At 63.5% G+C, this 26,128-nt stretch carries 24 protein-coding genes and 1 tRNA gene; 8 read left to right on the top strand and 17 right to left on the bottom strand.

Annotated elements, in window-relative coordinates:
* The first annotated feature begins 32 nt into the window (after positions 1–32).
* The 3 genes from AC0L3A_RS10035 to AC0L3A_RS10025 all read left to right on the top strand — a co-directional run bounded on the left by AC0L3A_RS10035 (position 33) and on the right by AC0L3A_RS10025 (position 4,990).
* Positions 33–1,205, top strand: coding sequence for an efflux RND transporter periplasmic adaptor subunit (locus AC0L3A_RS10035; RefSeq protein ID WP_473254276.1), 1,173 nt, complete (start codon positions 33–35; stop codon positions 1,203–1,205).
* Entirely contained in the window at positions 1,202–4,348 is a 3,147-nt protein-coding gene (locus AC0L3A_RS10030) for a multidrug efflux RND transporter permease subunit (RefSeq protein WP_007592357.1), read from the top strand. The genes AC0L3A_RS10035 and AC0L3A_RS10030 overlap by 4 nt, the downstream gene beginning before the upstream one ends.
* A 69-nt stretch (positions 4,349–4,417) precedes the next feature.
* Positions 4,418–4,990, top strand: coding sequence for an invasion associated locus B family protein (locus AC0L3A_RS10025; RefSeq protein WP_473254275.1), 573 nt, complete (start codon positions 4,418–4,420; stop codon positions 4,988–4,990).
* A 316-nt stretch (positions 4,991–5,306) separates the two neighbouring features.
* Here AC0L3A_RS10025 and AC0L3A_RS10020 read toward each other — a convergent pair whose 3' ends face one another.
* Positions 5,307–5,669: a DUF1428 domain-containing protein gene (locus AC0L3A_RS10020; protein WP_473254274.1), complete on the bottom strand. Its 363-nt coding sequence runs from the start codon at positions 5,667–5,669 to the stop codon at positions 5,307–5,309.
* 297 nt (positions 5,670–5,966) lie between these two features.
* Here AC0L3A_RS10020 and AC0L3A_RS10015 point away from each other — a divergent pair.
* Positions 5,967–6,040: transfer RNA gene (locus AC0L3A_RS10015), tRNA-Gln, on the top strand.
* Positions 6,041–6,069: 29 nt separating this feature from the next.
* Here the strand turns inward: AC0L3A_RS10015 and AC0L3A_RS10010 are convergent.
* Positions 6,070–7,002 carry an MBL fold metallo-hydrolase gene (locus AC0L3A_RS10010; protein WP_473254273.1) on the bottom strand — a complete coding sequence of 311 codons (933 nt, stop codon included), beginning with the start codon at positions 7,000–7,002 and terminating at the stop codon, positions 6,070–6,072.
* Positions 7,003–7,267: 265 nt separating this feature from the next.
* On the opposite strand from AC0L3A_RS10010, the gene AC0L3A_RS10005 reads away from it, so the two are divergent.
* Positions 7,268–8,758, top strand: a complete 1,491-nt coding sequence (locus tag AC0L3A_RS10005) for an amidase (RefSeq protein WP_473254272.1) — start codon at positions 7,268–7,270, stop codon at positions 8,756–8,758.
* Positions 8,759–8,779: 21 nt separating this feature from the next.
* On the opposite strand, the gene AC0L3A_RS10000 is transcribed toward AC0L3A_RS10005, so the two are convergent.
* Positions 8,780–9,385: a TetR/AcrR family transcriptional regulator gene (locus AC0L3A_RS10000; RefSeq protein ID WP_007592368.1), complete on the bottom strand. Its 606-nt coding sequence runs from the start codon at positions 9,383–9,385 to the stop codon at positions 8,780–8,782.
* 200 nt (positions 9,386–9,585) lie between these two features.
* Between AC0L3A_RS10000 and AC0L3A_RS09995 the strand changes: the two genes are divergently transcribed.
* Positions 9,586–10,827: an efflux RND transporter periplasmic adaptor subunit gene (locus AC0L3A_RS09995; protein ID WP_473254271.1), complete on the top strand. Its 1,242-nt coding sequence runs from the start codon at positions 9,586–9,588 to the stop codon at positions 10,825–10,827.
* Between the two features lie 151 nt (positions 10,828–10,978).
* Entirely contained in the window at positions 10,979–14,167 is a 3,189-nt protein-coding gene (locus AC0L3A_RS09990; protein WP_473254270.1) for an efflux RND transporter permease subunit, read from the top strand.
* On the opposite strand, the gene AC0L3A_RS09985 is transcribed toward AC0L3A_RS09990, so the two are convergent.
* The 8 genes from AC0L3A_RS09985 to AC0L3A_RS09950 all read right to left on the bottom strand — a co-directional run bounded on the left by AC0L3A_RS09985 (position 14,164) and on the right by AC0L3A_RS09950 (position 20,528).
* Positions 14,164–14,892, bottom strand: coding sequence for a sulfite exporter TauE/SafE family protein (locus tag AC0L3A_RS09985; protein ID WP_007592375.1), 729 nt, complete (start codon positions 14,890–14,892; stop codon positions 14,164–14,166). The genes AC0L3A_RS09990 and AC0L3A_RS09985 overlap by 4 nt on opposite strands.
* Before the next feature lie 14 nt (positions 14,893–14,906).
* Positions 14,907–15,083: a hypothetical protein gene (locus AC0L3A_RS09980; protein WP_354127888.1), complete on the bottom strand. Its 177-nt coding sequence runs from the start codon at positions 15,081–15,083 to the stop codon at positions 14,907–14,909.
* Positions 15,076–15,333 (bottom strand): hypothetical protein, encoded by a 258-nt coding sequence (locus tag AC0L3A_RS09975; protein ID WP_007592378.1) that lies wholly within the window; start codon positions 15,331–15,333, stop codon positions 15,076–15,078. The genes AC0L3A_RS09980 and AC0L3A_RS09975 overlap by 8 nt, the downstream gene beginning before the upstream one ends.
* A gap of 230 nt (positions 15,334–15,563) precedes the next feature.
* On the bottom strand, positions 15,564–16,682 hold the full coding sequence (locus AC0L3A_RS09970) for a helix-turn-helix transcriptional regulator (RefSeq protein WP_473254269.1): 1,119 nt from the start codon (positions 16,680–16,682) through the stop codon (positions 15,564–15,566).
* A 112-nt stretch (positions 16,683–16,794) separates the two neighbouring features.
* Positions 16,795–17,913 (bottom strand): helix-turn-helix transcriptional regulator, encoded by a 1,119-nt coding sequence (locus tag AC0L3A_RS09965; protein WP_473254268.1) that lies wholly within the window; start codon positions 17,911–17,913, stop codon positions 16,795–16,797.
* Positions 17,914–18,064: 151 nt separating this feature from the next.
* On the bottom strand, positions 18,065–18,313 hold the full coding sequence (locus AC0L3A_RS09960; RefSeq protein ID WP_354127885.1) for a DUF6894 family protein: 249 nt from the start codon (positions 18,311–18,313) through the stop codon (positions 18,065–18,067).
* A 76-nt stretch (positions 18,314–18,389) separates the two neighbouring features.
* A complete protein-coding gene (locus AC0L3A_RS09955; protein WP_219684629.1) occupies positions 18,390–19,361 on the bottom strand; it encodes a helix-turn-helix transcriptional regulator in 972 nt (323 codons plus the stop codon).
* 231 nt (positions 19,362–19,592) lie between these two features.
* Positions 19,593–20,528: a helix-turn-helix transcriptional regulator gene (locus AC0L3A_RS09950; protein ID WP_473254267.1), complete on the bottom strand. Its 936-nt coding sequence runs from the start codon at positions 20,526–20,528 to the stop codon at positions 19,593–19,595.
* Between AC0L3A_RS09950 and AC0L3A_RS09945 the strand changes: the two genes are divergently transcribed.
* Positions 20,499–20,903: a hypothetical protein gene (locus tag AC0L3A_RS09945; RefSeq protein WP_473254266.1), complete on the top strand. Its 405-nt coding sequence runs from the start codon at positions 20,499–20,501 to the stop codon at positions 20,901–20,903. The two genes, AC0L3A_RS09950 and AC0L3A_RS09945, sit on opposite strands and share 30 nt — an antisense overlap.
* A 167-nt stretch (positions 20,904–21,070) precedes the next feature.
* Here AC0L3A_RS09945 and AC0L3A_RS09940 read toward each other — a convergent pair whose 3' ends face one another.
* The 6 genes from AC0L3A_RS09940 to AC0L3A_RS09915 form a co-directional block, all read right to left on the bottom strand.
* Positions 21,071–21,583, bottom strand: coding sequence for a hypothetical protein (locus tag AC0L3A_RS09940; RefSeq protein WP_007592391.1), 513 nt, complete (start codon positions 21,581–21,583; stop codon positions 21,071–21,073).
* A 93-nt stretch (positions 21,584–21,676) separates the two neighbouring features.
* On the bottom strand, positions 21,677–22,123 hold the full coding sequence (locus AC0L3A_RS09935) for a MaoC family dehydratase (RefSeq protein WP_473254265.1): 447 nt from the start codon (positions 22,121–22,123) through the stop codon (positions 21,677–21,679).
* 381 nt (positions 22,124–22,504) lie between these two features.
* Complete coding sequence (locus AC0L3A_RS09930) at positions 22,505–22,927, bottom strand: hypothetical protein (RefSeq protein WP_007592397.1); 423 nt, start codon at positions 22,925–22,927, stop codon at positions 22,505–22,507.
* Positions 22,928–22,939: 12 nt separating this feature from the next.
* Entirely contained in the window at positions 22,940–23,161 is a 222-nt protein-coding gene (locus AC0L3A_RS09925) for a hypothetical protein (RefSeq protein ID WP_007592399.1), read from the bottom strand.
* Positions 23,162–23,329: 168 nt separating this feature from the next.
* Positions 23,330–24,148, bottom strand: coding sequence for a lytic murein transglycosylase (locus tag AC0L3A_RS09920; RefSeq protein ID WP_473254264.1), 819 nt, complete (start codon positions 24,146–24,148; stop codon positions 23,330–23,332).
* A gap of 39 nt (positions 24,149–24,187) precedes the next feature.
* Complete coding sequence (locus AC0L3A_RS09915) at positions 24,188–26,041, bottom strand: flavin-containing monooxygenase (RefSeq protein WP_007592403.1); 1,854 nt, start codon at positions 26,039–26,041, stop codon at positions 24,188–24,190.
* Positions 26,042–26,128 lie beyond the last annotated feature (87 nt).

Below are 26,128 nucleotides of genomic sequence, written 5' to 3'. Positions count from 1 at the left end.
AACTCAGGGCATACCAGCCGACACGAGACGAAATGAAAAAGTCCCGGCCGATCCTCTGGATTCTGATCGTCGCGGCCGTGGCCTCCGCGGGTTACTATGGTTGGCAGAAATTCGGCTCGCCCGACGCCGGAAAAGCCCAGACCGCACAGAAGGGGCCGCAGCGCCCGCCCGCCGTCCCCGTGAGCGTTTCGCCGGTCCAGAAGGTGGACTTTCCGGTTTACCTGACCGGTCTCGGCACGGTTGCGGGCTTCAACACCGTCCAAGTCCGGACCAGGGTGGACGGCCAGATCGACAAGATCGCCTTCACCGAAGGCCAGATCGTCAAGGAGGGCGAACTCCTCGCCTCGATCGATCCCCGCCCCTATCAGGCCACGCTCGACCAGGCCAAGGCCAAGAAGGCCCAGGACGAGGCAAATCTGGCCAACGCCAATCTCGAGCTCCAGCGCGCCATGAAACTCGGCGAATTCGCCACCGCACAGCGGGTCGACACCCAGCGCTCCACGGTCGCCCAGCTCACCGCGCAGATCGCCGCCGACGAAGCTTCGATCTCCAACGCGCAGACGCAGCTCGACTACACCCAGGTCAAGGCGCCGATCACCGGCGTCGCGGGCCTGCGCCAGGTCGACGTCGGCAACATCGTCAATTCCTCGACGCAGACCGGCATCGTCACGATCTCGCAGGTCGAGCCGATCTCGGTGATCTTCACCGCGCCGGAAGATCAGTTGCCCTATATCAGCGAGGGCCAGAAAACTGGCGCGCTCAGGGTGATCGCCTTCACCACCGACGGCAAGAAGACGCTGGCCGAGGGCAAGCTCGCGGTCATCAACAACCAGGTCGACACGAGCAGCGGCACGATCCGACTCAAGGCGGTGTTCGAGAACAAGGACCACGCGCTTTGGCCCGGTCAATCGGTGTCGACGCGCCTGCTGGTGCGCACCCTGAAGGATGCGACCGTTGTCCCGGATGACGCGGTCCAGCACTCCACCAACGGCCTCTACGCTTATACTGTCAATCAGGACAACAAGGCTGAGGTGCACAAGATCAAGGTCAGCTACGCCATCGACGGACGTTCGGTCGTCGACGAAGGGCTCACGCCCGGACAGCAGGTGATCACCGGCGGCCAATTCAAAGTCCAGCCCGGAAGCCTCGTCTCCACGGCCGTGGCGAGTACGGATCCGGCCCAGAACAAGGTTCGACGGGAATGAACGCGGGCGGGATTTCGGCACCTTTCATCCGTTATCCCATCGGCACCTCGCTGCTGATGGCCGGCATTCTCTTCGTCGGTCTCGTCGCCTATCCCCTGCTGCCCGTCGCGCCCCTGCCGCAGGTGGACTTCCCGACCATCCAGATCACCGCCAATCTGCCGGGCGGCAGCCCGGAGACCATGGCCTCGTCGGTGGCCCAGCCGCTCGAACGGCAATTCGCCCAGATTCCCGGCATCGCCCAGATGACCTCGACGAGCTATCTGGGCACCGCGTCGATCACCATCCAGTTCGACCTCAACCGCAGCATCGACGGCGCCGCCAACGACGTGCAGGGCGCCATCAACGCCGCGAGCGGTCAGCTGCCGAAGAACCTGCCCTCGCCGCCGACCTACCGCAAGGTCAACCCGGCCGACGCGCCGATCCTGCTGTTGTCGGCAACCTCCGAGACAATGCCGCTGACCAGCGTCAGCGACGCGGTCGATGCCCAGCTCGCCCAGCAGATCAGCCAGCTTTCCGGCGTGGCGCAGGTCTTCATCGGCGGCCAGCAGAAGCCGTCTATCCGCATCCAGATCGACCCGGCGAAACTCGTCGCCAAGGGCCTGTCGATGGAGGACGTGCGCAGCCAGATCGCGATCACCACGGTCGACAGTCCGAAGGGCAACATCGACGGCGACAAACGCGCCTACACGATCTACGCCAACGACCAGCTGACCCAGTCCAAGGACTGGAACGACGTCATCATCGCCTATCGCAACGGCGGTCCGTTGCGGATCCGCGACATCGGCCAGGCGGTCAGCGGCCCCGAGGACGCCAAGCAGGCGGCCTGGGCCAACGGCAAACGCGGCGTGTTCCTGGTGGTGTTCAAGCAGCCCGGCGCCAACGTCATCGAGACCGTCGACCGGATCAAGGCGACATTGCCTCGCCTCGTCGCAGCGATCCCGCCCGCGATCAAGATCGAGGTCATCAGCGACCGCACCACCACAATCCGCGCCGCGGTCGAAGACGTCCAGTTCACGCTGCTGCTGACCATTGCGCTGGTGGTCATGGTCATCTTCATCTTCCTGCGCAGCTTCTGGGCGACCGTCATTCCCACCATCACGGTGCCGCTGGCGCTGCTGGGCGCCTGCGCGCTGATGTGGGTGTTCGGCTATTCGCTCGACAATCTGTCGCTGATGGCGCTCACCATCGCGGTCGGATTCGTCGTCGACGACGCCATCGTGATGCTGGAGAACATCACGCGCTACATCGAGGAAGGCGAATCGCCGATGGCGGCGGCCTTCAAGGGCTCGAAGGAAATCGGCTTCACCATCGTGTCGATCAGCATCTCGCTGGTCGCGGTGCTGATTCCGCTGCTGCTGATGGGCGGGATCATCGGGCGCCTGTTCCGCGAATTCGCCGTCGTGCTGGCGATGACGATCTTCGTCTCGATGTTCGTGTCGTTGACCCTGACGCCGATGATGGCCTCACGCTTCCTACGCGCCCATGGCGAGGTCACCCACGGCAAATTCTACCAGTGGAGCGAGCGCGGCTTCGATGCGATGTTGCGCGGCTACGAATGGGTGCTCGACCATGCCCTGGCCTGGCGCCGCACCACGCTCACGATCTTCTTCGCGACTCTCGCCCTGTCGGTCTATCTGTTCGTGCTGATCCCGAAAGGGTTCTTCCCGCAACAGGACGTCGGCCTGATCACCGCGACCTCGGAAGCCTCCCAGGACATCTCGTTCGCGGAGATGCAGCGCCGCCAGGTCGAGCTCGGCAAGATCGTGATGGACGATCCCGACATCGCATCCATCGCGATGAACATCGGCGGCAGCGGCCGCGCCGGCAACAACGGCAACATGTTCATCACGCTGAAGCCGCGCAACGAACGCGAAGCCTCCGCGCAGCAGATCATCGCCCGGCTGCGTCCCAAGCTCGAGAAGGTGTCCGGCGCCCGCCTTTACATGCAGGCGGCTCAGGACGTTCGGCTCGGCGGCCGCCCGACGCGTACGCAGTTCGAGTTCACTCTACAGGACGCCGATCTCACCGAGCTCAACGACTGGGCGCCGAAGATCCTCGCCAAGATGCAGACCTTGCCGCAACTGCGCGACGTCGCGACAGACCAGCAAACCCAGGGCACCACGGTTCAGCTCAAGATCAATCGTGATACCGCAGCGCGTTACGGAATCCAGCCGCAGCTGATCGACGACACGCTGTACGATGCCTTCGGACAGCGTCAGGTCACGCAGTATTTTACCCAGCTCAACACCTACAAGGTGATCCTCGAGATCCTGCCGGAGATGCAGGGCAGCCTCGAGAGCCTGAACAAGCTCTACCTGAAATCTCCGCTGACCGGTGACCAGGTGCCGCTGTCGACATTTGCGACCTGGAGCACCGATCCGGTCCGCCCGCTCTCGATCAGCCACCAGGGCCAGTTCCCGGCGATCACGATCAGCTTCAACCTCGCCCAGGGCGTCGCGCTCGGTCAGGCCACGGAGGCCGTGCAGAAGGCGATGGCCGATCTCGGCGCGCCGCCGACGCTCAATTCGAGCTTCCAGGGCACGGCACAGGCGTTCCAGCAGTCGCTGGGCACCGTGCCGCTCCTCATCCTCGCCGCGCTGGTCGTGGTCTATCTGATCCTCGGCATCCTCTACGAGAGCTACATCCATCCGATCACGATTCTGTCGACCCTGCCCTCGGCCGGCGTCGGCGCGCTCGCGATCCTGATGGCGGCCGGTTTCGAGTTCAGCCTCATTGCTCTGATCGGAGTCATTCTGCTGATCGGCATCGTGAAGAAGAACGGCATCATGATGGTGGACTTCGCCATCGCCGCAGAGCGCGACGAGCACAAGACGCCGGCCGAATCGATCCGGCAGGCGGCGCTGTTGCGCTTCCGTCCGATCATGATGACAACGATGGCTGCCCTGCTCGGCGGCGTGCCGCTGATGCTCGGCCACGGCACCGGCGCCGAGATTCGCCAGCCGCTCGGCTACGCCATGGTCGGCGGTCTGATCGTCAGCCAGGCGCTGACGCTGTTCACCACCCCGGTCGTCTATCTCTATCTCGACGAGCTCAACAACTGGTTCTCGGGCTGGGGCCGTAAGGGTGACGGCGAAGGCGACGAGACGGTCGAGCACGGCACCGTTAAGGAAGCTGCCGAGTAGTAGCAGCTTGCACCGCGCGCCTCACGACGTTACAGCGAGGCCCTCGCTTCACGTCAACGCGGTTTTGCCATGCCCATGCAATCCAGACTTGTCGCCCTTATCGCCGCTGTCCTGTTGTCGGCGGGTGCCGCGCATGCCCAGCAAGGCGCCAAGAAGAACGCGGCTCCCTCTGCCCCGGCGGCACAGCCCGCACCGGCTCCGGCGCAACCGCAGGCTGACGGCGCTCCGGCGCAGCAGCCCGGCTGGGTCGTGCGCTGCACCAGCGTCAGCCGCGACGCACCGCTCGAATGCGCGATGGAGCAGAACGCGGTCCTGACCAAGACCGGCCAGACCATCGTCCTGATCAACATCCGCATCGCGCCCGACACCCGCACACCGGTGGCGCTGCTGCAATTGCCGCTCGGCCTCAACCTTCCCATCGGCGCCAAGCTCCAGGTCGACGACGGCAAGACGGTCGATCTCCCAATCCAGACCTGCGAGAACCGCGGCTGCTACGCCTCGACGCCGATCGCACCGGACCTGCTTGCGACCTTGCGGTCGGGCAAACAGCTCAAGGTCTCCTTCCAGAACATGGCCAAGGAAACGATCGCGATCCCGATGCCGCTCGGCGATTTCGCGGCGGCCTACGACAAGATCAAGTAGCTCTTTCGCGCGTTCACTGCCGCGCCATCTGCGCGTTGCCGACGGCGTCGCCGTCGAGCTTCTGGTCGTCGTGCATGGTGACGGTGACGCGCGAGAGCCGTCCTTCGAATTCGAACGGCGTCACGCAATGCGACACCGGGCTGCCTCGGTCGCGGCCGACGGCATCTTGCGCTCCGAGCGGACGATCTGATGACTGCCGCCGATGTTGAGGTCGTGCACGAGATGGCCGGCCTTGACGTAAAGGCTATATCGGCAAGTGACGGCTTGCCACGAGGCTGCATTGACAAGCAGCGACGTGTGGGCCTGGTCAGCGCCCTCACCACACGGGGTCGCTCGCCCTCAGCAGCGTCGTGAAGCCGCCATAGATCATGCGTTTGCCGTCGAACGGCATGCCGTCCAACTTCAGCCGCCGGTCCGCCATCACCTTCTTGTTGACGGCGTCGCGAGTCTCCCGGTCGCGATAGACGATCCAGGAAAACACCACGATCTCGTTCTCCTTCGCCATCACGGCACGCGGAAACGAGGTGAGCTCGCCATAGGGCACGTCGTCGCCGATGCATTCGACGTAATCGAGCGCACCGTGCTCCATCCAGATCGCGCAGGCCGTTTTCGCCAGCGCCTTGTAAGCCTCGATCTTGTCCTTCGGCACGGCCAGCACGAAACCATCGACATAGGGCATCACGGATCTCCTTGGTGTGTGTGTCCGAAGGACGATGCGGCGCCTGACGATCCGACCAGGAAGCGTGATTTCGGATGAGGCAAACGGTCGCGCGCCGCCGGGGCGCGCCGCCGGAGTCCGCGATCCCACGGCCCGCACGCCCCAAGTGGACCGCAAAACACCCTGCCTCGCAGCGCTTGCCAGCCCACAGCCGAGCGGGTAGAAACCCTCCACGCCTGAGCCGTGATTTGCGCGATAAGCGCCATCGGCCGCAGCCGGACAAATCAACAAGTCATTGAATTTGTTCGTCTATTCCGTTGGGGAATGGTGTAACGGTAGCACAACAGACTCTGACTCTGTTTGTCTAGGTTCGAATCCTAGTTCCCCAGCCACTCCAGATAGGCAGCTCACAATCAGATCGTCAGAGGTGCTGAATCACATGTCGGGGCGTTATCGGGACGAAGAGATTTTGGCCGAAGCGACCATGATTTTTCCGAACACGCGGATCGCCGCCGACTTCGATCGCATCGTGATTTAGCGGCCGCTCAAATAGAGCGCAAACGAGTTGCCCGACATTGTTCGCAGCGGCAAATGAAGCCGCCTCGCGTGCGGTGAGATGGCCATAATCCCGTGCGGTCGCGGCGTCTCGATCGAGGAAGGTCGCCTCGATCACCAGCAGATCGGCGTTGGCGACATGTTCGGACAGCCCGTCGGTAGTTTCGGTGTCGCCGATGACCACGAGCTTCCTGCCGCCGCTCGGCGGCCCCAGAACGTCTTCCGAATCGATCGTACGGCCGGCGATCACGACTGGTCGTCCCGCGGCCAGTTCTCCACGTAGCGGCCCATCGGGAACACCGAGTTCGGCGAGGCGCTCCCGCTCAAGATGGCGACGTGCGGGACTCTGGAAGCAAAAACCAAAGCTGTCGGTGTCGCGGTGGCGAACCGGAAAGCAGTCGATGGTGAAGTCGCCGGCGTCGATAACCTGTCCTTCGGCTAGCGGTGCGAACTCCACGGGGATCGGCGCCCTGCCCGCGCCCCACAGGCCGGCAAGCATGCGGGTGACGATGTCGAGCGTGCCCTGCCCTCCATGGACGGTCATCACGTCCGATTGCTGGCGCAACCCCAGCGTCGAGAAGAGACCGGGGATGCCGAGCACGTGATCGAGATGGGCATGCGTCAGCAGGATGCGGTCAAGCCGTCGAAAGCCCGCGCCGCTGCGCAGCAACTGGCGCTGCGTACCCTCGCCGCAATCGATGAGGACGCGCTTGCCCGCCGCCCCCACCAGGAGAGCCGGATGGTTGCGCTCCGCCGACGGAACGCTGGCGGAGGTCCCAAGGAATGTCAGGGCGAACATGCTCGTCAGTATCCAGGCTTCACCGCCCCCAATGCCACGTGAGTAGCAGCGCGTACAGAGCCCATCGATCGCGCATAGAGCGGGGCAAGAAGTGCGTATCCCGCGATCTGATGGCCGGGCGCCGCCTTCGGCCCCCGACCGGCGGACAGATCTGGTTCCCGTTGCGCGGCCTCCTCATCCCATCTGCCAAATTGCATGCTCGATACTCGGATCGATTTGCAGCCGAGCGACATCGACGCGGCGATGCAAGACAATGGAGATCGTGATGCCGCCCGGATCGACCGCCGCTGACCGGGACTATGGTTCGATCAGCACATTGCTGAGCGCCCTACACGCGCGCAACATTTCTGCGTCGGAGTTGATCGAGCATACGATCGCGCGCATCGAGGCGCTGGACGGGCGGATCAATGCCGTCATCGTTCGCGATTTCGATCACGCACGAGACGCCGCGCGCGCCGCCGATGCCGCGCTTGGCCGCGGCGAGCGGCAGCCATTGCTCGGCATCCCCGTGACGTTGAAAGAACCGTTCAACGTCGCCGGCCTGCCGACGACATGGGGCTTTCCGCATTTCAAAGATTTCCAACCGGCGGAGGACGCCCTTGTCGTCTCGCGGTTGAAGGCGGCGGGTGCTGTCATCATCGGCAAGACCAATATCCCGATCGGTCTGCGGGATTTCCAGAGCTACAACGAGATCTACGGGACGACGAACAATCCGTGGGATCTCGGCCGATCGCCCGGCGGCTCTTCAGGCGGATCGGGCGCGGCGCTGGCTGCGGGATTCGGTCCGCTCTCGATCGGCTCGGATATCGGGGGCTCGATCCGGGTGCCCGCACATTTCTGCGGTGTGTTCGGACACAAGCCGAGCCACGGCCTGGTCCCGCTGCGCGGATACAACCTGCCGCCGGCGCCGCCCGTGCCTGGCCAGGGCGATCTGGCTGTCGTCGGGCCGATGACGCGCACCGCCTCGGATCTCGCACTCGCGCTCGACGTGATCGCGGGGCCGGATGAGACGCGCGACGGGATCGGCTATCGTCTTGCGCTGCCGGCCCCGCGACACGACCAGCTCAGGGATTTCAGGATCCTCGTGATCGATACGCATCCGTTGATGCCAACGGGCGATGCCGTGCGTTCCGCCATCGGGCGGCTGTCGGAACGGCTCGAACGATCAGGCGCACGGGTCGCGCGCTCGAGTGCGTCACTGCCCGATCTCGCCGAATCCGCGCGGCTCTACATGAAGCTGTTGAACGCGGCGCGAAGTCCACGCCTGACACCGGCCGCCTTCGCAGAGGCGCAAGGCGTTGCCGCGGCACTCTCGCCCGACGACCGCAGCCTGCAGGCCGCGCGCGCGCGCGGCTGGGGCATGATCCATCGCGAATGGCTCGCGACCGATGCGACGCGCTTGCGGCTGCAACAACGGTGGCAGGAGCTGTTCCGCGATTTCGACGCAGTGATCTACCCGGCCGCCGCCGTGCCGGCCTTTCCACAGGACCAGTCCGAGCCGTTCGACGCGCGGCAACTCGATATCGATGGACAGCTCTATCCCTATGCCGATGCGTGCTTCATCTGGGCAGACCCCGCTTCGACCTGCGGACTGCCTGCAACGGCCGTTCCGATCGAGCGCACGCCATCGGGCCTGCCAATCGGCGTCCAGATCATCGGGCCTTATCTCGAGGATCGCACGACGATTGCGCTCGCCGGACTGATCGAACGCGAGTTCGGCGGCTTCGTCCCGCCGCCGTTGTTGGCTGCAAAGTAATGGCGAGCTGATCGAGGGCGATTAAGTTCTGTCGGCCGACTGTGCCTCGACCGCCTGCACGGCCACGCTCGCGACCTGCTGCAATGCCTCGCGATCGGAGCCTGAGGACGCCATCACGCCCATGCCGACCGAGACGGCCGAGACGTAGCGCGCGAGTGCCGCGGGATCCGAGGTCGGCTTGAGATCGCCTTCGGCCTTGGCGCGGATGAAACGGTCGCGAAGCTGGTCCTCGTTCTCCGCGCGGCGGGCGGCGAGCTCGAAGGGGACGCTCTCTGATCCGGTGCCGCACGCAATGCCGCCCTGCACGAGCAGGCAGCCGGGCGGGTTGGCCGGATCGGTCTGCTTGTCGGCGATGCCCATCAGCATCCGTTCGGCGACGTCGCGGGCTGTGGGCGCGGCCACCACCTCGTCCATCCAGACGTTGCGCAGTTTTGTATAGCGGTCGAGCGCGGCCTTCAGCAGCCCTTCCTTGTTGCCGAAACAGGCATAGAGGCTGGGCGGATTGATGCCCATAGCCTCGGTCAACTGAGCGATCGTGGCACCCTCATAGCCATGGCGCCAAAACACTTCCATCGCCTGATCCAACGCCGTTTCGGCGTCGAATTCGCGGGGGCGTCCCATGCCCATGTGCCTGTTCTCCTCGAAATCGGCGTCGTCCCTGACCTAACGCCTGATCCTATCTATTTGTTCTCGCTTTATTTTCTCTTCCGCTTGCCAACTCTTGCGGTAAGCGGCTACAATTTTCTTAGTGAACGGTACATAAGTATCTTGCGCTGCGGTATCCAGCTCCACATCTGTAGTGAACACTACATATCTGGAGCGCGCAAATGCCCCCCTCCCAAAATACCTCTCGCCCTGGCCGTGTCCGCCGCCTTCTCGGCGGTGTCGCCATCGTGGGCGCTCTCGTCGTAGCCGGCTCGATCGCGACCGGCCATTACTTTCGTGCCGCGCAGGCGACCGCGACCGCCGCGGCCGAGCAAGCCGTCCCTGTCACTGTCGCGCTGATCGAACCAAAGCAGACGGTGCTGTGGGACGATTTCTCCGGCCGGCTCGAGGCGATCCAACGCGTCGAGCTTCGCCCGCGCGTGGCTGGCGCGATCCTGTCGGCCAACTTCACCGAAGGCGCGCTGGTGAAGGCCGGTGACGTTCTGTTCAAGATCGATCCGGCGCCTTACGCGGCCGAGGTCGACAAGGCCGCCGCCCAGGTCGAAGCGGCGAAAGCGCGCGTGGTGTTCACGCAGAGCGAGCTCGAGCGCGGCGCGCAGCTGGTCGGCAACGCCGTGGTGACGCGGCGCGACTACGACCAGCGCGACAATGCCTACCGCGAGGCCATCGCCAACGTGAAGGCGGCCGAGGCGACGCTCCAGACCGCAAAGCTCAATCTCGACTACACCGAGGTGCGCGCGCCCGTGGACGGCCGCGTCGGCAAGATCGAGATCACCGTCGGCAATCTCGTCGCCGCCGGCACCGCCTCCCCCGTGCTGACCTCGCTGGTCTCGGTCAATCCGATCTACGCGTCGTTCGATGCGGATGAGGAGGTGGTGCTGCGGGCGCTGAACTCGATCGCAGATAGCACCGGCAAGCGCGGCAATCTCGACCAGATCCCGGTGGAGATGACGACCTCAGGCGGCCTCTCGGCCAAGGGCCACATCCAGCTCATCGACAACCAGGTCAACGGCCAGAGCGGCACCATCCGTGTCCGCGCGGTGTTCAGAAACGAGGACGGGCGTCTCATCCCCGGTCAGTTCGCCCGCGTGCGCATGGGCCAGCCAAAGCAGCAGGCGCTGGTCATGATCGACGAGCGCGCGATCGGCACCGACCAGGACAAGAAGTTCGTGATGGCGGTCGGCGACGACAGCCGCGCGGTCTATCGGCCGATCACGCTCGGGGGCGCGGTCGATGGCTTGCGCATCGTCACCGCGGGCCTGAAGTCCGGCGACCGCATCGTCGTTAACGGCCTCCAGCGCGTGCGCCCGGGCGCCCTGCTTAAGACGGAGATCGCGGCAATGGGCGCGCGCGGGCCGCAGCAGGCCTCCAACCACAGTAATCAGGACGTCGTGCAGCGTTAGCGTCTCCGCCATGCCGGAACGCGCGGGCAGCGCGAGCCGGATTGTCGAATTGGTTGAACTACCAAGACATCACTTCTGGATTTCCAGGTTTGCGGGCTTTGCCCGCGCCCGGGAATGACGGGAGAGCTGTCTCTCGCGCAGGGGCAAAGCCATGAATCTCTCGAAGTTCTTCATTGATCGTCCGATTTTTGCCGGCGTCTTGTCGGTCCTGATCTTCCTCGCCGGCCTGATCTCGCTGTTCGCGATGCCGATCTCGGAATATCCCGACGTCGTGCCGCCCTCCGTCCTCGTGCGCGCGACCTATCCCGGCGCCAATCCCAAGGTGATCGCCGAGACGGTGGCGACTCCCATCGAGGAGCAGATCAACGGCGTCGAAGGCATGCTCTACATGTCGAGCCAGGCCACCACCGACGGCGCGATGACGCTGACGGTGACGTTCCGGCTCGGCACCGACCCCGATAAGGCGACGCAGCTGGTGCAGAACCGCGTGCAGCAGGCCGAGCCGCGCCTGCCCGCTGTGGTGCGCCAGCTCGGCATCATCACCAAGAAGTCGTCGCCCGACCTCACCATGGTCGTGCATCTGTTGTCGCCCAACGGGCGCTACGACATGACCTATTTGCGCAATTACGCCGTGCTCAACGTCAAGGACCGCCTTGCACGGATCGACGGCGTCGGCGATGTCCAGCTCTATGGCGCCGGCGACTATTCGATGCGGGTCTGGGTCGATCCGCAGAAGGCCGCCGAACACGGACTGACTGCGAGCGACATCGTCAAGGCAATCCAGGCGCAGAACGTCGAGGCCGCTGCCGGCGTGGTCGGCTCCTCCCCGAACGTCAAGGGCATCGACCTGCAGCTGTCCGTCAATGCGGAAGGGCGGCTCGCGAACGAAGAGCAATTCGGCGACATCGTGGTCAAGACCGGTACGCGTGGCGAAGTCGTGCGCTTGCGCGACGTCGCCCGCATCGAGCTCGGCGCGTCCGAATACGGCCTGCGCTCGCTGCTCGACAACAAGCAGGCGGTGGCGATCCCGATCTTCCAGGCGCCCGGCTCCAATGCGCTGGAGATCTCCGATCACGTCCGTGCCACCATGGCCGAGATCAAGAAGAACATGCCGGAAGGCGTATCCTACCAGATCGTCTACGATCCCACCCAGTTCGTGCGCTCCTCGATCGAGGCCGTCATCCACACGCTGCTGGAGGCGATCGCGCTGGTGGTGCTGGTGGTGATCCTGTTCCTGCAGACCTGGCGCGCTTCGATCATTCCCCTGCTTGCGGTGCCGGTATCGATCGTCGGCACGTTCGCGGTGATGCACGTGTTCGGCTTCTCGATCAACGCGCTCAGCCTGTTCGGGCTCGTGCTCGCGATCGGTATCGTGGTCGACGACGCCATCGTCGTGGTCGAGAACGTCGAGCGCAATATCGAGGGCGGGCTGTCGCCGCGCGATGCGACCTATCAGGCGATGCGTGAGGTTTCCGGCCCGATCATCGCGATCGCGATGGTGCTGATCGCGGTCTTCGTGCCCCTCGCCTTCATCTCCGGTCTCACCGGGCAGTTCTACAAGCAGTTCGCGCTGACGATCGCGATCTCGACCGTGATCTCCGCCATCAATTCGCTGACGCTGTCGCCGGCCCTGTCGGCGCTGCTGCTCAAGGGACACAATGAGCCTAAGGACCGGCTGACGATCATCATGGAAAAGGGCCTCGGCTGGTTCTTCCGCGGATTCAACAAGGTGTTCACACGCTCGTCAGAGAATTACAGCGGCACCGTCACCAAGGTGATCTCGGGCAAGGCTGCGGTGATGGGGCTCTATGTGGTGTTGGTCGGCGTGACCGCGCTCCTGTTCCAGCAGGTGCCGAGTGGCTTCGTGCCGGGCCAGGACAAGCAATATCTGGTCGGCTTCTCGCGGCTGCCTGACGGTGCAGCGCTCGATCGCACTGAAGAGGTGATCCGCAAGATGAGCGACATCGCGCTGACCCAGCCCGGTGTCGAGAGTTCGGTCGCCTTTCCGGGCCTGTCCATCGCCGGCTTCACCAACTCCTCCAATGCTGGCATCGTGTTCTCCACGCTCAAGCCGTTCGACGAGCGCAAGGATCCTTCGCTCAGCGGCCCCGCGCTCGCGGCCGAGCTGAACAAGAAATATGCCGGCATCCAGGAAGCCTTCATCGCCATGTTCCCGCCGCCGCCGGTCAACGGCCTCGGCACCATCGGCGGCTTCAAGCTGCAGATCGAGGACCGTGCCGGTCTCGGCTATGAGGCGCTGAACGAGGCGACCAAGGCGTTCATGGCGGCGATGCAGAAGGCGCCGGAGATCGCCGGCGTGTTCTCGAGCTTCCAGGTCAACGTGCCCCAGCTGTTCGCCGACATCGACCGCACCAAGGCGCTCCAATTGGGCGTGCCCGTGACGGAGGTGTTCAACACGCTGCAGATCTACCTGGGCTCCTACTACGTCAACGACTTCAACAAGTTTGGCCGCACCTATTCGGTCCGGGTGCAGGCCGACGCGCCGTTCCGCGCCCGCGCCGACGACATCCGGCAGTTGAAGGTGCGCTCGGCCTCGGGCGACATGGTGCCGCTCTCGGCGCTGTTGAGCGTTCGCCAGAGCGCAGGTCCCGAGCGCGCGATCCGCTACAACGGCTTCCTGTCCTCCGACATCAACGCGGCGGCTGCGCCCGGCTTCTCCTCCGGTCAGGCGCAGGAGGTCGCGACGCGGATCGCGGCGGAAACGCTACCGCCCGGCTTTGCCTTCGAATGGACCGACTTGACCTATCAGGAGTTCATCGCCGGCAATTCCGGACTGTGGGTGTTCCCGCTGGCGATCCTCCTGGTGTTCTTGGTGCTGGCCGCGCTCTATGAGAGCCTGACCCTGCCGCTCTCGATCATCATGATCGTGCCGATGGGCCTGCTGGCTGCGATGTTCGGCGTCTGGATCTCCAAGGGCGACAACAACGTCTTCACCCAGATCGGCTTGATCGTGCTGGTGGGCCTCTCGGCCAAGAACGCGATCCTGATCGTCGAATTCGCGCGCGAGCTCGAATTTGCGGGACGCACGCCGATCCGGGCTGCGATCGAGGCGAGCCGCTTACGGCTTCGTCCAATCCTGATGACCTCGATGGCGTTCATCATGGGCGTGCTGCCGCTGGTGCTCTCGACCGGTGCCGGCTCGGAGATGCGGCGCGCCATGGGCGTTGCCGTGTTCTCCGGCATGATCGGCGTCACCGTGTTCGGCCTGTTCCTGACGCCGGTGTTCTATGTGCTGCTGCGGACCGTTACCGGCATGAAGCCGCTGGTCCATCACGGCAGCGACATCAGCGCGGCACCGGTTCAGGGCGCCGGGCACTAGATCAGGGAAATCCCCGACAGCAACAACAGAACGAGCACGGTCTTCCGAAAGACCGTCTCGTTGACTCGGTGAAAGGCGATCACGCCGAGCGCGGAGCCTGCGAACAGCGCCGGCAGGCTGACCGCGAGATCGACGAAGACTTTCGACGACAGGTCCTGATGTCCGACCAGCAGCGCGATCGCGAACAGCTGCATCGCGGCGATGAACGGCTGCACCAGGCCGCGCTGCTCGCTCTTGGGCATGCCGCGCATGTCGCACCAGATCGTCGGGATGGCGCCGGGCATCGCGGTCAGCCCGCCGACCAGCCCTCCCCCGAACCCGATCAACGCGACCCAGTGCCGCCCGACCGCCTCGCCGGCCGTCACCAGCGTCGGCCGCAGCAGCATGTAGGCCGCATAGAGTGCAACGATAATGCCGAAGCCGCGCCGGAGCAGATGCGTATCTGTGCTCTGGAGCAGCGATACCGCGATGGGAACGCCGATCAAGCCACCGACGATCAGCAGCAGACTGCCTTCCCAGCGGATATTGCGCCGAAGCGCCCACAGATTGGTCGCCTGCACGCCGATGCTGCACGCCATCATCAGCGGCACGGCTTCAAGCGGCTGAAATACTCGGAGCAAAATAGCGCCGGCCACAGCCGAGAAGGCAAAACCTGAGAGCCCGGAGACGAAGGCACCGGCGAACACGGCAACGCTGAGCAGCATCAGAGTCGTGACATCAGGCACAATTCGCCCTCCGGTCAGTCGTAGGGAATTTGCGAGACAGGGATATCGGCGCTCTCGGTGCAAACGACCGGCACGAGTGGAACCGACGGATGCGCGTAAGCGTGCGATCGCTCCAGCATCGCGAGGCCGACCAGTTGGAGAGCAACGAGCGCCGCGGTCAGCGCAATGGCGACGATGCTGACGTTACGCACGCTCGAATTTGGGATGGCCGGTCGTGCGCTCGCGCGGATCAACTCCGTTGGCATTTTCAAAAGTATCCTCTTCGCGGGAGACGGGAATGATTTCATTCAAACACGGCGCTTCGTGCGGCTGGTCCAGCAGGTGGCGATAGCGTTGCAACACGCGCTGCGCGTCGATTTCCCGCTGCGCGCGGAGTATCGCGCCTATGCGGGCGACGATATCGCGGAACCTGCCTGTCAGAACCGGTGACGTCGTTCGCATGACAATCTCCTCTCAACCTGTTCGAGAGATTGACGGGATCCACTTCCGCCTACAGTGAGTTGCTTCACACAAATGCCTGACGCGTCGAACAACAGACCGTGTGATGTTCAGTAGAATAGCGCGTGGAAAATCGCGTCATTCGATCGAACGACGTGCGATAACTTTCTAATGATGCTTCTGATTGAACCTATTGCGAGCTGCAGCGACTCGCGTGTGTTTTTGAAGGCGTCTCAGTGCACGAGCGGATTGGAGAATCCAGCTGCGAGCTTGACGAGATCGGCCTGACGAGAAACGCCGGTCTTGGCGAACACGCGATGCAGATGCGTCTTCACCGTCGTCTCCGCGATACCGAGCGCAACCGCCGTCTCCGGCACGCCGCCGACATCGACGATCGACTGCAAGACCCTCAGTTCCGCAGGCGTGAGTTCGAAGGTCCGGTCAATGAGACCGGCACACGAGCGGCCGTCGAGCTCCGCTTTCCAGATGACCAAGGCTCCGACGGCCGAACTGCGCTCGGCCCTACCCTCGCGCAGCAGTGATGGCAGCGCGATGATTTGCGCGACGTAGTAAGAACCGTCATGCGACATCAGCGGAATTTTCCGTCCCGAAGATGCCGCCAACGCGACCTCGCTTGTGTCACGGAAAATATCGCGCAGGGCCGAATTAGCAGCGGAGGATCTTGCCACCAGCCGGCCCGAGACAGACCGCAGGACATCGTCGACGGCCAGGATCGTCGCCGCGGCCGGATTGCTGTGGACGATATGACAGGTCGAATCGAGCAGGATGACACCGGCATTCAGTTGGTCCACGACGTCGGCGAGCGCGATCGCGCGCTGCTGCTTCCGCTCGATTGCCCGGTTGATCAGCAACGCCCGGCTCGCATGCGGAGCCAGGAACTGCATCCGCGCCCGTTGCTCGGTGTCGAGCATCTCCCTGCCCGGGATCACGGTCATCAGCATCGGAGACGGCGACTCCGACTGCTCCAGCACCACGTTGGCGACGTCGACGCAGCCCTGGGGGCGCAGCCATTCCTGGTAGAAGCGGCCGCGGCGATATTCGTCGAAATCCACGAGATCGGGGATGTTGCGCACCTCGCCATAGCGCGGAAGCCGAGCAAGCGGGTCGTACCGGGAGTAGGTCTCCGCATAGAGCTGAATGTAGTGCGGATCGACCCCGCAATAATAATGCGTCGCGCCTGATTTGCTGACCGGGTCCTTCGAAATCAGACCACAGGCCTGGCTGCCGATGAAGGCATTGAGCTTGACAACGACCTCGCTCCACAACTCCGGGTGGAGACCTGCGTCATAGATAGTCTCAATCAACTCGGACGGTTTTGGAAGTCGGGGCATCGGAAGAGCCAATGGTGACACATGGAGATGGCGACATGTTCTTCATGCCCGGCGGCTTCTGTGAGTCTGGCGAGGGAGGGAAAGGTTCAATCCTGAGGGCGCAATGAGCCGCCTAGTTGACCAGCGGATTGGAGAATCCTGCCGCGAGCTTGACGAGATCGGCCTGACGCGAAACGCCCGTCTTGGCGAACACGCGATGCAGATGCGTCTTCGCCGTCGTTTCTGCGATACCGAGCGCGACCGCCGTCTCCGGGACGCCGCCAACCTCGACGATCGACAGGAAGACGCGCAGCTCGGCCGGTGTAAGGTCGAAAGTCCGCGCGATCAATTCGCCGTAGGACTGTCCGCCGAGCGATACCTTGCGCAGGAGCAGCGCACCGACGGCATCGACCACCCGCTCGCTGCCGTGCCGCAGGACCGAGGAGAGCGGCAGGATGTGCGCGACGTAGCGCTCGCCCGAGGGCGAAAGCAGCGAAAACGCCTGCCCCTTCGCGGCAAGCTGGGCAATTTCATTGCGGGTCGCGAACGCTTCCCGCAGCGTCTGATTGGCCTCCGCACTGCCGGTCACCAGTTGCCCGGCAACGGACCGAACCAGATCGTCGGCCGCAAGCAAGTCGTGCCCCGCGGAATTCGCGTGCACCAGCCGGCAGAAGCGATCAAGCAGGAAGATGCCGCAGGCAAGATTGTCCAGGACCTCCGCCAACGCCGTCGCCAACGTCAGTTGCGAGGTCATGGCACGGTTGATCAGCAACGCACGGCTGGCGTGCGGCACGATCAGCGAGAGGCGGTGCTTCATCACCGGATCCACCATCCGGCGGCCCGACAGCACCGTCATCATCACGGGGCAGCTCGCATTCGAATTCTCGAGCACGACGTTGGCCGCATCGCTGCAACCCTGCGGCCGCATCCATTCCTGGTAAAAGCGTCCACCCCGGTATTCATCGAAATTGACGAGATCCGGAATGCTGACGATCTGGCCGTGCGGCGGCAGGACTGTCAGCGGGTCGCACTTCGAATGCGTCGCGGAATAGAGCTGGATGTAGTGCGGGTCAGCCCCGCAATAATAGTGCGTGACGCCGAATTTGCTGATGGAATCCTTGGAAAACAGTCCGCAGGCCTGGCCGCCGACGAAGTCACGAATGCCGGTGACGACATTGTTCCACAGCGAAGGATCGAGTCCGGCATCGTAGATGGCTTCGACGAGATCGGGCAGCTTCCGCGGTCCGTGCATGGCTATAAATGGCCTATGTGATCAATATCACCAAGCATACCACAACCGCACTATGCGGCATCCTCCGATCGGAGGAGGCGCCGGCCGGGCAACGAACGGACATCCGTTTCGGGCGCTACTGATGCAGAGTCGCGATACAGCACCGCGGCGCTCACGCCTGATCCCAACCGACCTTGTCCGCATTCTCCGACCACACCGCGGCACGATAGATCTCGCGCCCGACGGCGTCTCTGACCCGGATGCAGGCATCGCGGTCGCGCAAATCGTCGCGCCAGACGAACAGGTGGCTTGCCATCTCGTTGGCCACCACGAGCGTCGCTTCGGGGCATTCGAACACCATGCCGCCCGGATCGATCTTCACGATATTGCCGACGATAAGATCAAAGAAAAAACGACGCATGCAATACTCCAACTGCGGGCGGCGCACGCCCGTGCCATCTCCATCGGCATTTGACCTGAAATTCAGCCGCGCGCGGTCACGACATCTCGCCGCTCCTGACGTCACTGGGCGTGGCGCCATAAGTCCGCCGGAAGCAGCGGTTGAAATAGGAGAGATCGCCGAAGCCGACATCGTAGGCGATCGAGCTCACCGTCCGCTCGGCGTATCCGGGCTCGCGCAACATGCGATGCGCACGCTTGACGCGTTGTTCGATCAGGAACGACGAGAACGTCTTGCCGTCGGCCTCGAACAGGCGTTGGAGATAACGCGGCGTCACGCCGAGCTCCTGGGCGACCGTGGCAACCGACAGGTCCTGCCGCCAGCAATTGTTGGCGATGGAGACTTTGGCCTTCTGCAGCCGTGCCGCCTTTAGGCCGCGCCGACCGGCCATCTCCCGCGGCTCATTGGTGGCACCGAGTACGATTGCCAGAAGATCGTGCAGATGCCCGACCCCGAGCTTGCGCAAATTGGGCATCGCGAATGCCTTCTCCCGCACCAGCGTCACCGCGTAATCGACCAGCAGCCGAAGTCCCGTTGAACTCTCCGGCATGACCCGCATCACGGCGTCATCGACATCCACGATCATCGGCGCCAGCACGCGTCTCGGCACACGCAGCGAGAAACAGCTACCCAGCGACAATCGCTCGAACGTCGTGACGTCCTCCGCGCTCGTCAGGACAGCCTCTCCGGCACGGAGGCTCAGATCGTGCCCTCGCTCGGATATCCCAAGCACGCCGGATCGATTCACGATCAGGGCCAGACTATCATCGCCATCGGCAATCAGGTGCTTGGTGCGAATGATCCGCGCTCCGCACAATCCTCCGATCAGCAATTGGGCTTCCGGCAAGACGTGGGACGTGAAGCTCGCCGCGAACGGCTTTCCTTCCCTCACCTCGACCTCCGCCTTCAACACCCCGCGACAGTAGAAATCGCGAAGCAGCGGGATACGCTCGTTTTCGGGAATTTCGTTCGTTGAAACATTGATAACGGAAAAATCAAACTGGGTCACTGCAATCCTCCAACCGACGAGCAGGTCCGGCCGCGCGCTGTCGTTTCCTCACACTCGCGTTCGACGCCGTCGCGGCATCTCTTCGCCGGCGCTCGCTGCTCTTCACTTTTCTAGAACGCGATATACGAAAGTCTCAAATGACTCGCGTCCTGCATTCGGAGGACACCGGAGCTCGGCTCATCACAATGGATTGAGATTGCGGCACATAGCCGGCGAACCATGTGAAATAAATCACAAGGCATCGTCACCGTCGTTCGTGCGACGCGCGAATGGAACGGCAAAGCCGGTGGCAATCTTGACCAAGTCGGCCTGCCTGCCGGCGCCAGTCTTCTCGAACAGGCGACCGAGATGCGTCTTCACGGTCGTTTCGGCGATGCCGAGCTTTGCCGCAATGTCGGGAACGCCGCCAATCTCGATAATTGCCATCAATACGCGCAATTCGGACGGTGTCAGCCTGAAGGCCGCAGCGATCGCATCGGCTGCGAGCCATGTCGCCGCCGATGCCTTCTGAACGAACAGCACCGTGGCTGCAGCATCTCGCGATGGAGTGCGATCGCGCTTCAAGGGAAAAGCGTGGAGCAGATAGTGCTGCCCATCAACTGATGTCGCAAGCTCGACCTGACGGCGGGCAGCGCAACGAGTTTCGTTGCCCGCATCGATTTCGCACAGGCCGCGGAATATTTTGTCCGTCTGGGTGTTGCGGGCCACGATCCGGTCACCGACCATTGCGAGCAGGCTGGCATCGGCGAACAGCCCGCGGGATGCTGCGTTGGCATGCACGACCCGGCCATCTGCGTCGAGCAGGCAGATCGCCGTGCTCAGCCCATCGAGGACATCGGCAAGGTCGTCCACGGTATGCGAGCGTGCCCTGATCTGCCGGCCCATGATTCTGGAACGCTGGAGGTGCGGAGCGAGCAGCCGCATGCGCTCGCGCATCGGCTCGTCAACGAGTCCGCGCGAGCGGTGGCGCAACACCTGCAGGATCGTGGTGCGTGTCTCCGACTTCTCGAGCGCGACGGTTGCAAGGTCAATCGCTCCTTGTGGTTCGACCCACTCGCGATAGAAGCTCGTTGCCAGGAAATCCGCCTGAGGCATGATGTCGGCTACGCCGATCGTCTGCTCCGCCGCGAGCGAGAGATGACGATCGAGCAGAGGGTCCAGCTCCACGTATCGGTCGCGATAAAGCTGGCGGAAGCGGGATTCGGTGCCAAAATGCTCGTGGATCTCGATCGAGAGCCGGGCTCTGTCCCTGGACAGGATGGTCGCGGCACATCCACCGACGAAATGCGAAACCTGTTCCAGCACCCCGCTGCGCAACGCGGGATCGACCGCCGCGTCGTAGATCTCGCCGACGAGGGACGAAAATCGATTTGCGTGGAGGATTGTCATCGGCCGGACGATGCAATCTGCCTATGGCTCGCGCGCGAGAGAGAGATCGCGATCCGGGGCCAGGCGGAGGAGACGGGCCGGTCAATCGCCGCCTTCGACGCGGAGAAAACGTTGGAACGAAATGCGGGAATATCGAACATCGTCCTTGCGTAACGTCAACCGCAGGATGCGGCTTGGACGTTTTCGCCAAAGACTAGGATAAATGCGAACAGCGCGCGGACTGTGTGCGATGAGTCACGTGTGCGATGCGTCAGGCGCCGGTCGCGCCGCAGAACCCTGTCGCCACCGATCCCGCCGGCCTCGCATCCGGCCCCGGCAACCTACTTGCGATTCTCCTCGCAGAATTTCAGCGCCGCCAGCGCTTCACCGGCACGCGGCACCTGTATCTCGATGCTGTCGTCGTCATCGTCCTCGAAATCGAGCGAGAGACGCTTGGCCCTGGACAGCCGGTCCATCATGGACTGATCGTATTCGAAAATGCCGCGCACGGTGGTCTTGTCCATGACCTCCCACTTGGCCTTCTTCATGATATCGGCGTCATCGGTTCCGACATCGGCTCGGAGGATCTCGCCCACCTTGTCCCACTCCCAGCCGTCATAGATCATGACGATGACGATCGCCTTCTCGGAATAGGTGATGACGATGACGTAGTCCCGGTTCTCGTCTTCCTTGTCCTTGTAGCCGCGGCTCGCATTGCAATGTGCGTCCTGCGTGCGCTTCTCGATGGTCCAGTCGCCGACTTTGGATTGTTGCGCCTGCACCGGTCTTGCGGTCAAAGCGACTGCGCTCAAGGCGCCGGTCAGCAACCCGGCGGCGAGAAGAGATCGTTTCATGTCAGCCTCCAGCGTGTTCCCCGGACCGAGATGACCACCTCTGCCGGTGACCCGCAAGGGCTTCTGGCGGCTGCGTAGGGCGCCGACCCTGCCCTACTCCCGCCGCGGCACGATCGCGATCGGGGTGAAGGTGTAAACCTCCTCGCCGTTCTGGTTGAACATCGTCCATTTCACCAGCGCGATGCCCTGCGGCTTCGACTTCGACGGCGTGAGGCTGATGACCTCCCCGACCAGATGCAGGCGGTCATCGGGCCGTACCGGGATGGTCCAGCGCAGCCCGTCGACGCCGGCGCCGATCAGCGGATGCGGGCCGAAGGGGCGGGTCTGGATCGCGAGGCTCATGGCAATCGCGGCGGTGTGCCATCCCGAGGCAGCGAGACCCCTGAACAGGGTCCGCTTGGCGGCTTCATGGTCGAGATGCATCGGCTGCGGATCGAACTCGGCCGCGAACCGCTTGATGTCGGCCTCGGTGACGTGAATTTCGGGGGATTTGAACTGCATTCCAATGGTGAGATCGTCGAACCACTCGACCTGCGCCATGATTTCGCCTCGCAATGTGATGCGCCGCCTCGCGGCTAACGGGGTTGAGCAAGAGCGGGATGTAGCGGCTCCGCAGCGCACAAACTAGCCTAGGACTCCCCCAAGAAACCCGTTTCCAGATGCGACGAAACACGCCTGAAACAGATGGTCGGTTATCTAGTTGTCAAAATCATACAGGGACGGCCATCATGCAATTCTTCCTCGACCTGATCTGGGATTACTCCTGCTGTCAGCACCTCGTCGCCCTACCGCGGCAGGAGGACGAGCTATGATCGAACTGATCTCGGCCTTGCTTGCGCTTTGCAGCGTCGGCGTTTTTGCAGCGCACGCGGTAGATGCCTATCGCACCACACATTACTGATAGGCACTGATAGGCCCACCCTAGAACGGCCGCCGGTAGAAGTGCTCCGAATGTGTTGCCGGCGGAAACCTGTTAGCGAGCGCGAGAGCTCCCCTTTCGTCGGTCTCGAGCGCGATCTTCTGTGCGAGCATGACGTCGCCGGGGACGAGAAAGCCTGACGGGACGAAGCACCACCCCATCGTCGCATTTCCGGCCGCGTCGATCTCATGGACATTTGCGGCGGTGCCATAATGGATGCGATATGTCTTGCCGGTATCGCAGCCGACGACATCGAAATGCCGGTACTGCTCGAATTGCGCGCGCTGCGCCGGTGACAGCCATTCGGCCAGGAGCCGGCGACCCCGGGCATCCGGCGTGTTCTCGCCGAAGAAGCGCCGATAGAGTTCGCGTAGCGCATGCAAACGCGCACGCGCCGGCGCGCGGAGCCAGACTGCCGCGATCATGAGCAGCTCAGATCAACCGCCGACCAGGCGGGGATAGAACAGCGTTTCCTGCGCGGTCGGGTCAAACGATCGGATCCGGGTGACTTCGCCAGGTCCGGTTCGCAGCGCGGCGGTGAAGCCCGCTCCGGTCAACTCCCGAAAGCGCCGTTCGGCCCGCGCCAGCGCTTCGGCATTGCCAGGATCAAACTCGTGGCGCGTGTCGCCAGTCTGGTCCATCACGATCTGGGTTGCCATGTTGAGTCTCCTCATGCCCAGCCCTGTTCGATCAAAGCAAACCTCGTGCCGTCGGTTCCAGTTGGCAACAACTTTCTCTTGCCCGCGCATCACGCCTTGCTGAGCAGGAGCGTGTCCAAGCGAAGTGGATGCCGGTTCGCCTGAGGAAAACGCGCCACGGGGCTCTGGTCAGCGCGAGGCGGCCGTACCTCCGCCCTCATCGATCTGCCGTCCCATCAGGGCGATCGCCTTCTGATAAACGCCGGCGGCATTCCAGGCTTCGATGGCGGCGAAATTCGGCTCGCCCGGCTGGTAACCCGCTCCGGCACGCCAGCCATGGGCTTTCAGGAAATTCGCTGTCGAGTTGAGCGCATTGGCGGCAACTTCGAGATTGCCGGTGCCGTAGGCCAGGATGTTCTTGGGCATGAACTGGGTCTGACCGACTTCGCCGTGCATCGAGCCGCGGGTTGCCCCCGACAGCGTGCCGCGATCGATCAGCTTCAGCGCCGCATAGAGCTGCTCGGTGAAGAATTCGGGACGGCGGCAGTCATAGGCGAGCGTCGCAATCGAGGAGAGCATGTTCTGGTTGCCGCGCTGGCTGCCGAATCCGGTCTCCATGCCCCAGATCGCGATCAGCGGCCCCGGCGGGACGCCATAGCGCTGCTGGATCGAGGCGAACAAGGCGGCCTGCGAGTTCTTGAGCTGACGCCCCTTGGCGACGATGGTGGTGGCGCCGCGCTTGGCGAGGAACTGGTCGAGCGACAGCGAGAAGCTGCGCTGGCCGCGGTCGGCCGCGATGGTGGCACTCGCGTAATTGGTCTGCATCAGCGCCGTGAGCGCGGTCTGGCCGATGCCCTTGCCCTGCGCTTCCGCACTGAACTCGCGCTTCCAGGTCTCGAAGCCGGCCGACGAGCTGCCGCATTGCGCGGCGTGGGCGGCGGGCGCCAGGCAGCCGAGCAGCGTCATCGCCCCGAAAACCGCCGCAGCTACAGTTCTGCCCCTGATCATGTCTAATGTCCTCTCTCTGGCGCGATCCAATGCCCGAGTTTACCCGGACGAAGGCGCCGACTCCATGGCGTGATCATACGACAGTTCCAGTCCATCCAAATTGCCCTCCTTGCGCCACTTGTCGAGCAGCCGCAGGAATGCCACCGGCCCGCGCCAATACTGGCTGTTTCTCGCCGCGATCGGATCGAACACGCCTTCATTGTTGTAGTAGCCGGGCGTGCATTCAGCGAGATAGGTCTGGCGGCCGAGCGCGGCTTTGACCACCTCCTCGACCCAGGCGTTCTCGGCATCGAGCGTCGGCTCCAGCGTCCGCGCTTTGCGCTTGCGCGCCTCGGCGATCACATAGGCGATGTGCTGCGACTGCTCGTCGATGATGTGCGGAAAGTTGGCGCTCTGGCCGGCCTGCACCATGACGATCAGGAAGCAGTTCGGGAAGCCGCGGCTGTAGAAGCCATGCATCGTCTTGACGCCGTCGCGCCAGCGCTCGGACAGGCGCGTGCCATCGCGTCCATAAATCTCGAAGCCCATACGACGGGCGTAATCGGTACCGACTTCGAAACCGCTGGCATAGATCAGGCAGTCGAGTTCGTAGGCGTGGCCGTCGACCACGACGGCATTCTCGGTGATGCGATCGACGCCCTGTCCCCTGGTATCGACGAGATGCACATTGGGACGATTGAACGTGTCGAGATATTCGTCGTGGAAACACGGCCGCTTGCAGAAGGCCTTGTACCAGGGCTTTAACGCCGAAGCAGTCATCTCATCCTTGACGATCGCATCGACGCGCGCCCGGATCTCTTCCATCTTGCGATAATCAGCCTGCTCGATGACCTTGAGCGCCTCCTCGATCGAGGTCACCGGCTGGGGCTGGCGGCGCGGCGCCAGCAGGATCTCGCCGAGCAGGCCGGTCCAGCCGTCCTGCACCAGATCCTGTTCGAATGGCTCGCCCGAGATCACGGCGGTGAAATTGTCCATGCGTTCGCGCTGCCAGCCAGGCCTGAGCCCCTGCGCCCAGCTCTGATCCGTCGGGCGGTCGTCGCGCACGCCGATCGCCGACGGCGTACGTTGGAAGACGTAGAGCTCCTTGGCCGAGCGGCCGAGATGCGGCACGCATTGCACGGCGGTGGCGCCGGTGCCAATGATCCCGACGCGCTTGTCGCCAAGACCGGTCAGACCACCTTCGGCCGTGCCTCCGGTGTAGGCGTAATCCCAGCGGCTGGTGTGGAAGCTGTGTCCTCTGAAGCTTTCGATGCCGGGAATACCCGGCAGCTTCGGACGGCTCAACGGGCCGCCAGCGAGGATGACGAAGCGCGCGCGGATGCAATCACCGCGATCGGTCTCGACCAGCCAGCGTGCCTCGTACTCCTGCCATTCCATGCGCGTGATGACGGTCTGAAACAGAGCGCGCTCATAGAGGCCGAAGTGACGGCCGATGCGGCGCGAATGTTCGTAGATCTCGGGTGCTCGCGCATATTTGCGCACCGGCATGTAGCCGGTCTCTTCCAGCAACGGCAAGTAAATGTAGCTCTCGGTATCGCAGGCCGCACCAGGGTAGCGATTCCAGTACCAGGTGCCGCCGAAATCGGCGGCCTTTTCCACGACCCGGAAATCATCGATGCCGGCTTCGCGCAGTCGCGCGCCACACAGAAGGCCGCCGAAGCCGCCGCCGACGATGAGCACCTCGTTCTGTTCGCTGACGGCCTCGCGCGCGAATCCGGAATTGGCCCAGGGATCGTCGAGATAGCGCCCGAACTCGCCGGTCATCTCGACATATTGCGCCTTGCCTTCGGCGCGCAGGCGCCGATCGCGCTCGTCGCGATAGCGCGCACGGAGTGCGTCAATGTCGAGTGTAGATTCGCCGGCTGCACCGGTCTTGTGTCTTTCCGCTGACATTCATTTCCTCCGGGGCGGAAACTGCTTCGCCGGCAGCTCGCATCACTTAGCCCTGAAAAAGAGACGCATGCAATCACGTCCCTCGCT

The organism is Bradyrhizobium sp. MI1.3 (assembly GCF_055811695.1).
Note: the sequence above shows the minus strand (reverse complement) of the source record. Positions and strands in the feature narration are given on the sequence as shown.